This window comes from Bradyrhizobium sp. USDA 4461 (assembly GCF_054055655.1).
The window spans coordinates 1,859,051-1,873,148 of record NZ_JBSRXM010000001.1 but is presented as its reverse complement, the minus strand read 5'-3'; the positions used below and the strand labels follow the sequence as shown (position 1 = coordinate 1,873,148).

Annotated in this window: 13 protein-coding genes; 3 read left to right on the top strand and 10 right to left on the bottom strand. The window is 64.6% G+C overall.

Going from position 1 to position 14,098, the window contains the following annotated elements; translation table 11 throughout:
* Nucleotides 1-64: 64 nt before the first annotated feature.
* From ACVINW_RS08845 to ACVINW_RS08805, 9 genes are all read right to left on the bottom strand, one after another.
* Nucleotides 65-1,102, bottom strand: a complete 1,038-nt coding sequence (locus ACVINW_RS08845; protein WP_456750930.1) for an amino acid ABC transporter substrate-binding protein — start codon at nt 1,100-1,102, stop codon at nt 65-67.
* Between the two features lie 66 nt (nt 1,103-1,168).
* On the bottom strand, nt 1,169-1,762 hold the full coding sequence (locus ACVINW_RS08840) for a L,D-transpeptidase (RefSeq protein ID WP_456750929.1): 594 nt from the start codon (nt 1,760-1,762) through the stop codon (nt 1,169-1,171).
* Between the two features lie 174 nt (nt 1,763-1,936).
* Nucleotides 1,937-2,065: a DUF2474 domain-containing protein gene (locus ACVINW_RS08835; protein WP_456750928.1), complete on the bottom strand. Its 129-nt coding sequence runs from the start codon at nt 2,063-2,065 to the stop codon at nt 1,937-1,939.
* Nucleotides 2,065-3,075, bottom strand: coding sequence for a cytochrome d ubiquinol oxidase subunit II (gene cydB, locus ACVINW_RS08830; protein WP_456750927.1), 1,011 nt, complete (start codon nt 3,073-3,075; stop codon nt 2,065-2,067). Before cydB ends, ACVINW_RS08835 begins: the two co-directional genes overlap by 1 nt.
* Nucleotides 3,072-4,478 carry a cytochrome ubiquinol oxidase subunit I gene (locus ACVINW_RS08825; protein WP_456750926.1) on the bottom strand — a complete coding sequence of 469 codons (1,407 nt, stop codon included), beginning with the start codon at nt 4,476-4,478 and terminating at the stop codon, nt 3,072-3,074. Before ACVINW_RS08825 ends, cydB begins: the two co-directional genes overlap by 4 nt.
* Before the next feature lie 75 nt (nt 4,479-4,553).
* Nucleotides 4,554-5,132: a redoxin domain-containing protein gene (locus tag ACVINW_RS08820; RefSeq protein WP_456750925.1), complete on the bottom strand. Its 579-nt coding sequence runs from the start codon at nt 5,130-5,132 to the stop codon at nt 4,554-4,556.
* 18 nt (nt 5,133-5,150) lie between these two features.
* Nucleotides 5,151-5,849 (bottom strand): cytochrome c biogenesis CcdA family protein, encoded by a 699-nt coding sequence (locus ACVINW_RS08815; RefSeq protein WP_456750924.1) that lies wholly within the window; start codon nt 5,847-5,849, stop codon nt 5,151-5,153.
* A gap of 410 nt (nt 5,850-6,259) precedes the next feature.
* A complete protein-coding gene (locus ACVINW_RS08810) occupies nt 6,260-6,871 on the bottom strand; it encodes a sigma-70 family RNA polymerase sigma factor (protein WP_456750923.1) in 612 nt (203 codons plus the stop codon).
* Nucleotides 6,872-7,105: 234 nt separating this feature from the next.
* Nucleotides 7,106-8,173, bottom strand: a complete 1,068-nt coding sequence (locus tag ACVINW_RS08805) for an acyltransferase family protein (protein ID WP_456750922.1) — start codon at nt 8,171-8,173, stop codon at nt 7,106-7,108.
* A gap of 217 nt (nt 8,174-8,390) precedes the next feature.
* Between ACVINW_RS08805 and hrpB the strand changes: the two genes are divergently transcribed.
* The 3 genes from hrpB (at nt 8,391) to ACVINW_RS08790 (ending at nt 13,429) form a co-directional block, all read left to right on the top strand.
* Nucleotides 8,391-10,991, top strand: coding sequence for an ATP-dependent helicase HrpB (hrpB, locus tag ACVINW_RS08800; RefSeq protein ID WP_456750921.1), 2,601 nt, complete (start codon nt 8,391-8,393; stop codon nt 10,989-10,991).
* 282 nt (nt 10,992-11,273) lie between these two features.
* Complete coding sequence (locus ACVINW_RS08795) at nt 11,274-12,740, top strand: NCS1 family nucleobase:cation symporter-1 (RefSeq protein ID WP_456750920.1); 1,467 nt, start codon at nt 11,274-11,276, stop codon at nt 12,738-12,740.
* 176 nt (nt 12,741-12,916) lie between these two features.
* The gene (locus ACVINW_RS08790) at nt 12,917-13,429 is read left to right on the top strand and encodes a TIGR02281 family clan AA aspartic protease (protein ID WP_456750919.1); all 513 of its coding nucleotides are present in this window, start codon (nt 12,917-12,919) and stop codon (nt 13,427-13,429) included.
* 53 nt (nt 13,430-13,482) lie between these two features.
* Here the strand turns inward: ACVINW_RS08790 and ACVINW_RS08785 are convergent, their stop codons facing one another.
* Nucleotides 13,483-13,968 carry a hypothetical protein gene (locus ACVINW_RS08785; RefSeq protein ID WP_456750918.1) on the bottom strand — a complete coding sequence of 162 codons (486 nt, stop codon included), beginning with the start codon at nt 13,966-13,968 and terminating at the stop codon, nt 13,483-13,485.
* Between the last annotated feature and the right edge of the window lie 130 nt (nt 13,969-14,098).

Genomic DNA, 14,098 nt, shown 5'->3' with positions numbered 1-14,098 from the left:
CCCGGTCAAGCCGGGTGATTACAGTTGCGGATGGGGAAGCAGCAGTGGCCTCGCTACCCGCCGCTCAGCGGATCGGCGGGGCGTACTGCACGCCGCCGGCGTTCCAGAGCTGGTTCATGCCGCGCGGGATCTTCAGCTTGGAATCGGCGCCGACGTTGCGGTCGTAGACCTCGCCGTAATTGCCGACGTGCTTGATGATGCGCACCGCCCAGTCCTTGGTCAGGCCGAGATCCTCGCCATAGGATCCCTCGGTGCCGACCAGCCGCATCACTTCGGGCTTCTTCGACTTCAGCGCCTCGTCGATGTTCTTCGAGGTGATGCCGAGCTCCTCGGCGTTGATCATGGCATAGAGCGTCCACTTCACGATCATCATCCAGTCGTCGTCGCGCTGCCGCACCACCGGGGCCAGCGGCTCCTTGGAGATGATGTCGGCCAGGATCATGTGGTCGCCCGGCTTGGAGAGGTTGAGCCGCAGCGCATAGAGCTGCGAGGCGTCGGAGGTCAGCGTGTCGCACTGCCCGGAATCATAGGCCTTCACGACATCGTCGAGCTTGTCGAACTTCATCTCCGTGTACTTCATGTTGTTGGCACGGAAATAGTCGGCGAGGTTGAGCTGCGTCGTGGTGTTGGCCTGCACGCAGACCTTGCTGCCGTTCAGATCGAGCGCGGAATCGATGTTGCGCGAGCGCGGGATCATGAAGCCTTGGCCGTCATAATAGGCGACCGCGGGGAAATAGAGATCGTAATTGACCTCGCGCGACATGCTCCAGGTGGAGTTGCGCGACAGGATATCGACCTTGCGGTTCTGCAGCTCCTTGAAGCGTTCGCTGGCGTCGAGCGGCACGAACTTCGCCTTCGTCGGATCGTCGAAGATCGCCGAGGCGACCGCGCGGCAGAAGTCTACGTCGAAGCCGGTCCAGTTGCCCTTGTCGTCCGGGATCGAGAAGCCCGGCAGGCCCTTGTTGACGCCGCACAGTACTTCGCCGCGGCGGACGGTGCGCTTCAGCGTGCGGGTGTCGTAGCGCTCATAGGTGATGGCGGCGGCCGCAACCAGCGCGGCGACCGCGAGCCCGATCGTCAGGCCGCCTCGAAATGTACGCATGGGTTCTCTCTCGCGAATGATCGGGGAAAATCAGGTCGGATATCGAAGGCGGGTAGGGCGTAGAGATTATAGCTCGGGCTTCTGTCGGATGATCACCTTGGTGCCGACGGGGACGCGGTTGTAGAGATCGGCGACGTCGGCGTTGACCAGGCGGAAGCAGCCGGACGAGATCGCGGTGCCGATGGTGTCGGGCCGGTTGGTGCCATGGATACGATACACCGTGGTGCCGAGATACATCGCGCGTGCGCCGAGCGGATTGCCCGGGCCGCCAGCCATGAAGCGCGGCAGATAGGGCTGGCGCGCGATCATTTCCGGCGGCGGAGTCCAATCCGGCCACTCGGCCTTGCGCGTGATGGTCACCAGCCCCTGCCACTGGAAACCGTCGCGGCCGACGCCGATGCCGTAGCGCAGCGCGCGGCCATTGCCCTGCACGAGGTAGAGATGGCGTTCGGCGGTGGAGACGATGATGGTGCCCGGCGCCTCGTTGGTCCGGTAATACACGACCTGCTTCTGCCATTCGGGGTCGAGCTCGTAACTGTCGTCGGCGATCAGGCCGGGCTCGTCGGCGTCCGGGCGGCTCTGGGCGAAGCCTTGCGACGTCGACAGCACGAGCGCGCCCGTGGCGATCGCCATCCAGACCAGGTGACGAAGTTTCGTCATTGCAAGCTCTCTCCTTGTTGGCGCGCAGCCAATGGTTGCTCCACCCAAATCACGCTCGGACGCATCAAATCTCAGCGGCAGCTTGATGGCAAGTTTAGGGCGAGCGTCACACTATATCACTGTAATGCTTCCGTTTTTTGTCATCGAAAGCCGAGGCGCGCCACGCCTGACGCCTCATTTCGGCGCGATCCAGAGCCGCAGCATGAATGAGATCAAGGTCACCGTGCCGACGCCGCCGAGCCAGAGCACGGCGAACCACAGCAGGCGCCGGCCGAGCGGCCGCTGACTAGGATGGGGCGGCATCAATGGTATCCGTGGCCGGGGCGGACCTTGCCGCGGAACACCCAATAGGCCCAGGCGGTGTAGCCGAGGATCAGCGGCACCAGGACCGTGACCCCGACCAGCATGAAGACCTGGCTGTTGGCCGGCGCCGCCGCCTGCCAGATCGTGATGCTCTGCGGCACGATGTAAGGATACATGCTGATGCCGAGCCCGGCATAGGACAGCGCGAACAGCGCCAGCGTCAGGAAGAATGGCTGGTGGTCGTTCTTGTTGCCGAGCGCGCGCAGCAACAGCGCGGTGACGGCGGCGACCGCGATCGGCACCGGCGCGGTGAGGATGATGTTGGGCCAGGCGAACCAGCGCTGGGTGTATTGCACGGCGAGGAACGGGGTTGCGATGCTGACGGCGCCGATCGCGCAGAGCATCGCGACCAGCAGGATCCAGCTCAGGTGATAGGCGCGGTCGCGCAGCCCGTCTTCGGTCTTCATCACCAGCCAGGTCGCGCCGAGCAGCGCATAGCCGATCACCAACGCAATGCCGGTCAGCACGCTGAACGGCGTCAGCCAGTCCCACCAGCCGCCGGCGTAGTGACGGCCTTCCACATGGATGCCCTGCAGGATGGCGCCGAGCGCAATCCCCTGCGCCAGGCTCGCAACCAGCGAGCCGCCGGCAAAGGCGAGGTCCCATTTGTTGCGCGCCTTCTTGGTGCGCCAGCGGAATTCGAAGGCAACGCCGCGGAACACGAGGCCGAGCAGCATCGCGATCATCGGGGTGTAGAGCGCCGGCATCAGCACCGCATAGGCCAGCGGAAACGCCGCCATCATGCCGCCGCCGCCGAGCACCAGCCAGGTCTCGTTGCCGTCCCACACCGGCGCCACCGTGTTCATGATGATGTCGCGGTCGGCCTTTTGCGGAAACAGCGGAAACAGGATGCCGAGGCCGAGATCGAAGCCGTCCATCACGACATAGACGAACACGGCAAAGGCGATGATGAAGGCCCAAATCGTGGCGAGGTCGATTGCGATGCTCATCGCGCGCCCTCCGCGGCTGCGCCGGCTGCCGGCGTGATGCCGGCCGCGCGGGCCGGGATGTTCGTCGCCGGGCCTTGTTCGCCGGGGTGTGGCGGCTGCGCCATCAGCCGCAGGATGTAGATCACGCCCGCGGTGAACACGGCGAAATAGACGATGATGAAGGCGATCAGCGACGAGCCCACCGCCGGTGCCGCCAGCGGTGAGGCCGAATCGGCCGTTCGCAGCAGCCCGTAGACGGTGAATGGTTGCCGCCCGGTCTCGGTGGTGATCCAGCCCGCCAGCACGGCGATGAAGCCGGCCGGGCCCATCGTCACCGCGAAGCGATGCAGCAGCGATGACTGGTACAGCATGCCGCGCCAGCGCATCAGCAGGCTGAACAGGCCGAGCCCCATGATCAGGAAGCCGAGTCCGACCATGATGCGGAACGCCCAGAAGGTGATCGGCACCGGCGGCCAGTTTTCACGCGGCACGGTGTCGAGGCCGGCGAGCGGCGCATCGAGCGAATGCTTCAGGATCAGCGACGACAGTTTCGGCACCTCGATCGCGTATTTCACCTTGGCATCTTTTTGGTCGGGCCAGCCGAACAGGATCAGCGGTGCGCCGTCCTTGTGGCTCTGGAAGTGGCCTTCCATCGCCATCACCTTGGCCGGCTGGTGCTCCAGCGTGTTGAGGCCATGCTGGTCGCCGGCGAGGATTTGGATCGGCGCCACCAGGGTTGCCATCCACATCGCCATCGAGAACATCACGCGCGCCCCCGCCAGATGCTGGTCGCGCAGCAGGTGCCAGGCGCCGACCGCGCCGACCACCAGCGAGGTGGTGAGGTAGGCCGCCAGCACCATGTGCACCAGGCGGTAGGGGAACGACGGATTGAAGATCACCTTGAGCCAGTCGGCGGCGACGAACTGGCCGTCGGCATTGACGGCCTGGCCGGCCGGCGTCTGCATCCAGGAATTGGCCGACAGGATCCAGAACGCCGAGATCAGCGTGCCGATCGCGACCATCAACGTCGCCAGGAAGTGCAGCCTGGGACCGACGCGCTCGAGCCCGAACAGCATCACGCCGAGGAAGCCGGCCTCGAGGAAGAATGCGGTCAAGACCTCATAGGCCATCATCGGGCCGATCACCGGCCCGGTCTTGTCGGCAAATGACGACCAGTTGGTGCCGAACTGGTAGGACATCACGATGCCCGACACCACGCCCATGCCGAACGCGACCGCGAAGATCTTCAGCCAGTAGTTGAACAGGTTGATGAAGACTTCGCGCCTGGTGATCAGCCACAGCGCTTCCAGCACCGCGAGATAGCTCGCAAGCCCGATCGAGAATGCGGGAAACACGATGTGGAACGACATCGTGAAAGCGAATTGCGCGCGGGCGAGTACGACCGCATCCCAGCCTTCGAACATGATCCACCACCTGTCGTCGACCTGACATGGAGCTTACCACGTCAGGTGTGACGACAAAGAGGGCGGATTGTCCGATCAGCTATTGGCGTTGAGCAGCCGGGCGACGGTGCGGTCGATCTCGTCGTACTGTCCCTCGCCGGCGTGCTGGAACACGATCTTGCCGTTCTGGTCGATGATGTATTGCGCCGGCCAATACTGGTTGCCGTAGGCGTTCCAGGTCTGCGAATTGTTGTCCTGCGCCACCGGATAGGGGATGCCGTGCCGCTTCAGCGCCGCCTGCACGTTGGTCGCCGAATGCTCGAACGGGAATTCCGGCGTGTGGACTCCAATCACGACGAGGCCGCGATCCCGGTACTTTGAATAAAGTTGGGTGACATGCGGCAGCGTGTTGACGCAGTTGACGCAGCCATAGGTCCAGAAATCCACCAGCACGACCTTGCCGCGCAGATCCGCGAGCTTCAGCGGCTGCGAATTGAACCAGGTGCTTATCCCGGTGAATTCGGGCGCGGTTTGGCTCTGTCCGGTGGTCATGGCGACGGCCCGCGGCACCGGCACGGCCGGCGCGTCGGACTCGGTGCAGAGACCTGGGATGACGGCGCCGCCGAGACCGAGGCCTGCGACCACAGCGGATACGGCAATCAAGCGCAAGGACATCGCATTCTCCTTTCAAGCTCACAGGCCGATCTGGCCGTTGGGATAGAACTGGGTCAGCCACGCCACGATCAGCGTGTCGTATTGCAGGTAGAACAAAGCGGCGAAGCCGATGATCACGACGCCGAAGCCTTGCTGCAGGCGCGGCGCGATCCGCGCCAGGCTGCGCACGCGTGTGGTGACCGCCTGCCCGCCATAGGCGATCGCCAGCATCGGGATCGCGGCGCCGATCGCGTAGGTGACGAGTTGCAGGCTCGCCCATGCGGTGTCCTTCGAGGTCGCGACGATGGTCAGGATCGAGCCGAGTACCGGACCGGCGCAGGGCGTCCACACCAGGCCGAGCGTCGAGCCGAGCACGAAGCCGCCGAACAGGCTCGGCGACGGCGCGGCCTGACCAACGCTGCCAGTGAGCCGAATCGCCAACCATTCGAACGGCGCCGGCCAGATCATCAAGAGGCCGAAGCCCGCGAGCAGGATTGCTGCGCCGGTCCGCAGCAGGTTGGGATCGAAATCGAAGGCGCGCGTGATCGCGCTCAGCAGCAATGCCACCGCAGAGAATGACATCACGAAGCCGAGCGCGATCATCGCGGGCCGCGTCTTGCCGGTCTGGCCTATCGATGCCCCAAGCAGGATCGGCAGCATCGGCAGGGTGCAGGGCGCGGCGACGGTGGCGACACCGGCAAGCAGGGCCAAGGTAAGGGCAGGGGCAAGGCTGAGCATCGTCGTCCGTCCATCGGAAGTCCCGGCGCGCCGGAGGGCCGTGCCGGGGTCGTCTGATGATCTTCGCGAGGACGCTCGCGCCGTTACGGCGGGACGATTGTGGGCACCGTCACGTCTGTGTGAGACGAGGCGCGCTCGACCTCACAAACGCGCGCCAAAACAGAGCGACCCGGCTGGGGGGCATCCCGGCCGGGTCGTCGGAGGTTTACTTGGGAGGTTAGAACTAGAAAGCGTCGAAACCGGTCAGTGAATTGGGTTGGGGTTGCGTCGTTGGATATGGGTATAGAGATCGCGTTTTTCCGGGTGATGTCGTCGATTGTTTCAATTGTTTCGTCGCCGGACGTTTTCGGCTTCGTGGACAATTGCCCGGCCTCCGCCATCTCCTTTTAAGTAATTGATCTATTGTTGCTTTACGCCGCCACGCTGTCCACGCCGGCAACCCGGAGGAGATCGGCGAGCTGCTTGCGGGCATAGAACATGCGGGTCTTCACCGTGCTCTGCGGGATCCCGATGATCTGCCCGGCCTCCTCGACCGACTTCTCATGGTAGTAGACCAAGTTGATGATCTCGCGGTGCGCCGGCGACAGCTTGGCCACGCAGGCGCGCAGGATTTCGCTGGTGGTGGCGCGATCGAGCGAGGTTTCCGGCGTGTCGGCGCCATCCGGGATCTCCAGCACGTCGTCCTGGTCGATGTCCTCAAGCTTGCGCTGGCGCAGCGCGGTCAGCGCCTTGAAGCGGGCGATCGACAGCAACCAGGTCGAGACCTGCGAGCGGCCCTCGAATTGCGCCGCGGTGCGCCAGACGTCCAGGAACACCTGGCTGACCAGGTCCTCGGCCATCGTGGTGTCGCGCACCATGCGGAGCACGAAGCGGTAAACCCGGACGTTATGACGGGCGTAGAGCGTGTGCATCGAGGTGCGGTTATGCTTGGCGATACGCGCGAGCAGCATTTCATCCGAGGTCGCGCGGGCAGCTTCGATATGCTTCGTGGCTGCAGAGTTGATGGCGATGACGTTCGGCATGACAGGCTCCCAGTTCGCCGTTAGGCGGCGGTTCGTTGGGAGAAAGCTAGTTACCGCCCGTTTCCGGATGTCTGCGCGAAAAGCGGAAAATGGTTTCGTGATCGGGAGAATTGTTTCGTCGCTGCCCGGACGACGAAACATTCGGGACCGAAAGTTCAATAATTTTAACGGGTGGAAATTCCAGCAGGCCGAAATCGCCCCTCTGGGAACGATTCCGGACCATGACTTTTGGCACTATTCGGCCGCTTGCAAAGCGGGCGCCGCCTTTTTTGGGGCAATCCAGAATGCGTCCGGCCGTTCGAACAGGAAATTGGCCCGAACCGCCAGCGCCAGCCGCCAGATCAGCAGCGAACCGGCGACGCCGACCGCGGTCACGATCAGCGAGATCAGGCCGATGTTGGGGATGACATCGAATCGCAGCAGCAGCGTGCGGGTCGCGGCCATCGGCAGAAAGAAGGCGAGATAGATCACGATCGAATGTTGGCCGCAGAAGCGCAGCAAGCCGAGCCAGTGCCCGCGCGCCAGCAGCGTGCCGGTGACGATGATCGCGCAGGCGCCGGCAAAGCCGAGCGCCAGCGAGACAACAGGCCATTCGCTGACATCGCATGCAACCAGGCCGCCATTGACGAGGGCCCACAGCCCGAGCCCGAGCAGGGCGAGCGCCGGCTGCGCCCGCGCGCGGTCCGACAGCGCGAACACGTAGTCCGCCAGGATATAGCCGGTGAAGAAATAGACGAAGCGGGCGCTGAATTCGTCGACCACAGTCGAGCCGGTTGCGACATGCGCCGACTCCAACGCTGCCGCGATCAGCCAGATCGCAAGCGGGTGGACGCTGCGGGTCAGCTTGGTGACGACGAAGAAGATCGGCAGCAGGTAGATGAACCACAGCGTGCCGAACGGCTGGATGAAGGCCTCGAGGTATTGCAGCCCAACCTGGGCCCAACCGATGTCGGCGGCCAGCGGTGGCGCCTTGAAGCCGAACTGGATCGTTACCCACAGCACGTAGAAATAGGCAAAGTGCATCACCTTGCGGTCGAGATAGGTGCGCCAGTCGCGATCGATCACGACCGACAGGAACAGTCCCGAGATCAGGAAGAAGTCGGGCATCCGGAACGGTTTGGCGAACATCACGACATAATGCATGAAACCGGTCTGCTCGGCGGCCTTCTCGACCCCCAGCACCGAATGCATCATCACCACCATGATGATGCAGATGCCCTTGGCATAGTCGACCCAATCGACGCGCGCCCCCGCATTCCCGGCGGGGCGATCTGTCGCGACGATTGTGCCGTTTGTGGCCATCCTTGTCCCGTTTCGGCGTGATCGGGCCCATCATCGGCCCGATCGGTTGCTTTCTCCTTTATCAGTACAAGGGATGTGCCACCTTAAGCTCAGCCCTTTCCCCGGTTCCCTGGACCAGGCGAATGGTCTAAGAGCCGGGAAATCTTGAGAAGAATCCAACGCCCGTTAACCACAGGACGCGGGGCCGGCAGAGGGCCGTGGCCTGCGATGAAACTCCTTGCCGCACCAATTCGATAGCCCGCTGCCAATCGACGCCGTGCTCGACGAGCTCGACCGCACGCTCGATCGCCACAACGCCGCCGTGCTGGTGGCGCCGCCGGGCGCCGGCAAGACCACGCGCGTGCCGCTGGCGCTGCTCGATGCGCCCTGGGCCAGGGGCAAGAAGATCATCGTGCTGGAGCCGCGCCGCATCGCCGCGCGCGCCAGCGCCGAGCGGATGGCGAAGACGCTTCGTGAGCGTCCCGGCGAGACCGTCGGCTATCGCGTCCGCTTCGGCTCGAAGGTGTCGCGCGCGACGCGGATCGAGGTCGTCACCGAAGGCATCTTCTCGCGGCAGATCCTCGACGATCCCGAGCTCAACGGCGTCGCCGCGGTGCTGTTCGACGAATTCCACGAGCGCTCGCTCGATGCCGATCTTGGCCTGGCGCTGGCGCGCGATGCGCAGACCGGCCTGCGCGAGGATCTGCGCATCCTGGTGATGTCGGCCACCCTCGACGGCGCGCGCGTCGCCAAACTGCTCGGCGATGCGCCGGTGGTCGAGAGCGAGGGCCGCGCTTTTCCGGTCGAGACCCGCTATGTCGGCCGCAAGGTCGAGGTGCCGGTGGAGCGGCAGATGGCCGAGACGATCGCGACTGCGCTGCGCGCCGATGCCGGCTCGGTGCTCGCGTTCCTGCCCGGCGCGGCCGAGATCCGCCGCACGCAAACCTTTCTCGCCGAGCGCGTGCACGACGCCTCGGTCGAGATCGTGCCGCTGTTCGGCGCGCTCGATGCCAGCGTGCAGGATCGTGCCATCGCGCCGGCGCCGAAAGGCATCCGCAAGGTGGTGCTGGCGACCTCGATTGCCGAGACCTCGCTGACCATCGAGGGCGTCCGCATCGTGGTCGATTGCGGCCTCGCGCGAGTGCCGCGCTACGAGCCGGACATGGCGCTGACGCGACTGGAGACCGTGCGGGCCTCGCGCGCCGCGGTCGATCAGCGCCGCGGCCGCGCCGGCCGTATTGAGCCTGGCGTCTGCTACCGGCTCTGGGACGAGCCGCAGACCGCGTCGCTGCCGGCCTATACCGCGCCCGAGATTCTTTCCGCCGATCTGTCGTCGCTGGTGCTCGACCTCGCGCAATGGGGCGTCAGCGATCCCGCAAGCCTTGCCTTCCTCGATCCGCCGCCGGGGCCGGCGCTGAAGGAAGCCAGATCGCTGCTGTCAGAACTCGGCGCGCTCGACGCTGACGGCCGCATCACCGAGGAAGGCCAGAGTCTGCGCGCGCTGGCGCTGCCGCCGCGGCTGGCGCGCATGATCGTGGATTCCGCCCGCTTCGGCATGGGCGAGGAGGCGGCCGAGATCGCCGCCGTGCTGACCGAGCGCGGGCTCGGCGGCGACAGTGTCGATCTCGACCACAGGCTCGACCAGTTCCGCCGCGACCGCTCACAGCGGGCCTCGAGCGCGCGCAGCATGGCCGCGCGCTGGGCCTCGCAGGTGGCGGCCAGCGAGGACGCTCTTACTTCTCCCTCCCCCCTTGCGGGGGAGGGTCGGGGAGAGGGAGCCACACGGGCAGTTTCTCCCGGGGCCGCTCCCTTCCCCAACCCCTCCCCGAAAGAGGGAGGGGAGCCCTACCGCTCTCGCGTTCCTAACGCAGACCTTTCGACCGGCGTCATGCTGGCATTTGCGTTCCCGGACCGGGTCGCGAAGAACCGCGGCAATGGCAGCTTCGTGCTGGCCAACGGCCGCGGCGCTGCCGTCGAGCAGACCGCAGCGCTGGCGCGGCTGCCCTATATTGCGGTCGCCGAACTGACCGGCACGGCCGCGAGCGGCCGCATCCTGCTGGCGGCGCCGATCACCCAGGAGGAGATCGAGCAGCGCTTCGCCGACCAGATCGAGACGATCGAGGAGGTGACGTTCGATCGCAGCGCGATGGCGCTGCGCGCGCGCCGCCGCCGTTCGCTGCACGCGATCACATTCTCGGAAGCGCCGATGCCGCTGACGCCATCGGCCGAGACCGCGCGCATCTTCGCCGACGGCCTGATCGCGGCGGGGCTCGACCGGTTGCCCTGGTCGAAGCAAGCGAAACAATGGCGCGACCGCGTCATGTTCCTGCGCAAGGCCGAGGACGACAGCTGGCCCGATCTGTCCGATGCCGCGCTTGCCGCGCGCGCCGACGACTGGCTGGTGGGGGCGCTCTACGACAAGACCGCTCTGAAGGATCTGTCGGCCGGCGATGTATCGGACGCGCTGATGACGTTGTTGCCATGGGAGCTACGCGCGCGGCTCGATCGCGAGGCGCCGACGCATTTCGAGGCGCCGACCGGAACGCAGCTTGCGATCGACTACGAGGCCGAGCAGGGCCCGACCATCGCGGTGCGGTTGCAGGAATTGTTCGGGCTCAACAGCCATCCGTCGATCGCCAAGGGCGCGGTGCCGCTGGTGCTGGAACTGCTGTCGCCGGCGCAGCGCCCAGTGCAGGTGACGCGGGACCTGCCGGGTTTCTGGCGCGGCAGTTACGCCGCGGTGCGTTCCGACCTGCGCGGCCGCTATCCGCGCCATCCCTGGCCGGAAGATCCCGCCAGCGCGATGCCGACCCGGCGCGTGAAGCCGCGCGGGACTTGACGGGTCGCGAATTTCATACATCGCCGTCATTGCGAGGAGCTCGCGGCAAAATTGCAAAGCAATTTTGCGCTGAAGCGACGAAGCAATCCGTCGATCCGGGCATGCCGCTCGATGGATTGCTTCGCGGAGCCTGTCATCCGGCGGCGCTTCGCGCCGACCGGGTGGCTCGCAATGACGGGCACAGATCCACACCGTCCGGGGGACGTAACGCTGGCAAGCACCGGCAAACGGTGATTAGATTTGTGCGTCGGGATCACGGGCTCGCACATTGGGGAGGCCGCCATGAACTTCCAGAACCTGGAGATCAAGAACGCATCGCCGTCGCTGTACAATGAAGACCTGGCGCCGGCCAAGGAACGCAACTGGGGCGCCTTCAGCATCTTCAACGTCTGGACCTCGGACGTGCACAGCCTGTGGGGCTATTACCTCGCCGCCAGCCTGTTCCTGCTCTGCGGCAGCTTCGTCAACTTCATCCTCGCGATCGGCGTCGGCTCGCTGGTGATCTTCGTGCTGATGAGCCTGATCGGCAATGCCGGGGTGCGGACCGGCGTGCCCTATCCGGTGCTGGCACGGGCCTCGTTCGGGGTCTGGGGCGCCAACATTCCGGCGCTGGTCCGCGCCATCGTCGCCTGCTTCTGGTACGGCGCGCAGACCGCGGCGGCTTCCGGCGCGATCGTCGCGCTGCTGACCCGCATGGACGGCTTCAAGGCGTTCCACCAGTCGAGCCACATGCTCGGCCATTCCACGCTCGAGGTGATCTGCTTCGTCGTGATCTGGGCGCTGCAACTCTTGATCATCCAGCGCGGCATGGAAACGGTGCGGCGCTTCCAGGACTGGGCGGGGCCCGCGGTGTGGCTGATGATGCTGATCCTCGCGATCTATCTCTGCATCGCGGCCGGCGGCATCTCGCTGACCGCGCCGATCCCGCACGATGTGCTGCTGGAGAAGACCAAGGAGGCCGGCGTGCCCGGCGTGCCCGGCTCGTTCCCGGCGCTGTGCGCCGTCGCCGCGACCTGGATCACCTATTTCGCCGCGCTCTATCTCAACTTCTGCGACTTCTCGCGCTATGCGCCTGACGTCAACGCGCTGCGCAAGGGCAATATCTGGGGCCTGCCGGTCAATCTGATCCTGTTCTCGCTGGTCGCCGGCGTCACCACCATCGCAGCCTTCAACGTCTATCACGAGGTGCTGCTGCATCCCGACCAGATCTCGGCCAAGTTCGACAGTTGGTTCCTGGCGCTGCTCGCCGCCGTCACCTTCGCTGTGGCGACGCTCGGCATCAACGTGGTCGCCAATTTCGTTTCGCCGGCGTTCGACTTCTCGAACGTGTTTCCGCGGCATATCGACTTCAAGAAGGGCGGCTACATCGCGGCACTGATCGCACTCGCGCTGTATCCGTTCGCACCCTGGGAGGGCAGCGCCGCCTCGTTCGTCGGATTGATCGGCGCGACCATGGGGCCGATCTACGGGATCATGATGGTCGACTATTATCTGATCGCCAAAGGCCGAGTGAACGTGCCGGCGCTCTATCAGGAGGACGGCGAATATCGGTTCCAGAACGGCTGGAACGTCAGCGCGCTGATCGCCGCTGCCGTCGGTGCGCTGTTTTCGTCGGTGCTGCCGAACTTCACCTCGATCCTGCCGGCCTGGTGGGCGGTCTATGGCTGGTTCTTCGGGGTCGCGATCGCGGGCGCGGTCTATTACGCGCTGCGCGCTGCAATGCCGAGCCCGGTCGCCAGAACCGCCTGAGGACCGGCAAATTCCGGCTTTGGAGGGCGGCCGATCGCATTCGGCCGCCTCTCCGGGTTCGCATTAACTGTTCGCTCATCCTTTTCGCCAAAATGACAGGCTCGCGCTGCCGCGCTTGCTCGCGGCGCGGCGCGCGGCGTGGTGAAATTGCGTGTTCGGTTCTCCGAGTTGGTGTCATGCGTAACCTGATGATTTTCGCGGCCATCCTGATCGGGCTGGGCACCTTCATGGCCCAGATGGCCAGCAAGATGTCGCCCGCCGCCGCGACCACCACCAAGCAGACCATCTCCCCCGCCGTCACGGTGGCGCAGGCCAGCGCCCGCACGCTCAGCATCGCGCCCGATCCGCGCGGTCATTTCGCGACCGACGGCCGGATCGACGGCCAGCGCATCGATTTCATGGTCGACACCGGCGCCTCCGTGGTCGCCCTGAACGAGACCTCGGCCGCGCGCTTCGGCCTGCGTCCGGTGCCGGGCGACTACACCTCGCGCGTCACAACCGCCAACGGCACCATCAGGGCGGCGCGCACCCGCATCGCCATGGTCGAGATCGGCGGCATCACCGTGCGCGATGTCGACGCTCTGGTGCTGCCGGATGAGGCGCTGTCGGAAAACCTGCTCGGCCTGTCCTTCCTCTCGAAGCTGAAGCGCTTCGAATACGCCAACGGAAAATTGTTGCTGGAGCAGTAAGGCCGATTGGCTGAGGCGCTTTCGCAGAGTGTCGAGCCGGTCTCCCGGCGGACTCACTGTAAGTCCCTATTGTACTCCCTAATTTCGTGATCCTGATCGTCGACATTCGGATAGCGCTCTACCTGATAGCAGTAAATCCTGCCATCCAATTTGTATATCGAGCGTTTTACACGCTCGTCGTTGTCCGGCGATTTTCCAATAAGAGATATGCCCAGACCGCGATCGTCACCCTCCAGCGCCAGGCTATCCATCGCAAAAGAAAAACCGGATAGACACGCTGTCGGCACGTCAGTCCATTGCCCATCGTGTTCGATGCGCATCGAGCGTTCAAAGTTTGCTCCAAACCCTTCCTTTTCCGGGTTACGGTCGCAAACCGGTTTGAGGGAACGAAGCTCGATCCTTGCAAGATCTTGACCTTTGTAATCTTTGAAATTCAAGATCGCAACATCCGCCGCACACCAGTTACTAGAGTTCGCCTTACATAAGGTTGAACTGGCAAATAGAAGCAATAAAGCTCCAGCGAACGCGATCGCCTTCATCGACATGACTCAATATTTGTATCGATTCCAATCCGGCATCCGACCCGCCGTTGGCTTGCCGTTATGCCAATACAATCGGCTCCCATATCGAGTTCCGACCCACGCTCTATAACCTGGAGTTTTCTGAGAA

What these genes read in the sequence shown, in the direction of transcription:
- cydB (WP_456750927.1), bottom strand. Translation starts at nt 3,075, where the DNA reads ATGAGCATCGCAATCGACCTCGCCACGATTTGGGCCTTCATCATCGCC.
- ACVINW_RS08840 (WP_456750929.1), bottom strand. Translation starts at nt 1,762, where the DNA reads ATGACGAAACTTCGTCACCTGGTCTGGATGGCGATCGCCACGGGCGCG.
- ACVINW_RS08845 (WP_456750930.1), bottom strand. Translation starts at nt 1,102, where the DNA reads ATGCGTACATTTCGAGGCGGCCTGACGATCGGGCTCGCGGTCGCCGCG.
- ACVINW_RS08825 (WP_456750926.1), bottom strand. Translation starts at nt 4,478, where the DNA reads ATGTTCGAAGGCTGGGATGCGGTCGTACTCGCCCGCGCGCAATTCGCT.
- ACVINW_RS08785 (WP_456750918.1), bottom strand. Translation starts at nt 13,968, where the DNA reads ATGAAGGCGATCGCGTTCGCTGGAGCTTTATTGCTTCTATTTGCCAGT.
- ACVINW_RS08810 (WP_456750923.1), bottom strand. Translation starts at nt 6,871, where the DNA reads ATGCCGAACGTCATCGCCATCAACTCTGCAGCCACGAAGCATATCGAA.
- ACVINW_RS08820 (WP_456750925.1), bottom strand. Translation starts at nt 5,132, where the DNA reads ATGTCCTTGCGCTTGATTGCCGTATCCGCTGTGGTCGCAGGCCTCGGT.
- ACVINW_RS08805 (WP_456750922.1), bottom strand. Translation starts at nt 8,173, where the DNA reads ATGGCCACAAACGGCACAATCGTCGCGACAGATCGCCCCGCCGGGAAT.
- ACVINW_RS08795 (WP_456750920.1), top strand. Translation starts at nt 11,274, where the DNA reads ATGAACTTCCAGAACCTGGAGATCAAGAACGCATCGCCGTCGCTGTAC.
- ACVINW_RS08835 (WP_456750928.1), bottom strand. Translation starts at nt 2,065, where the DNA reads ATGCCGCCCCATCCTAGTCAGCGGCCGCTCGGCCGGCGCCTGCTGTGG.
- ACVINW_RS08815 (WP_456750924.1), bottom strand. Translation starts at nt 5,849, where the DNA reads ATGCTCAGCCTTGCCCCTGCCCTTACCTTGGCCCTGCTTGCCGGTGTC.
- ACVINW_RS08790 (WP_456750919.1), top strand. Translation starts at nt 12,917, where the DNA reads ATGCGTAACCTGATGATTTTCGCGGCCATCCTGATCGGGCTGGGCACC.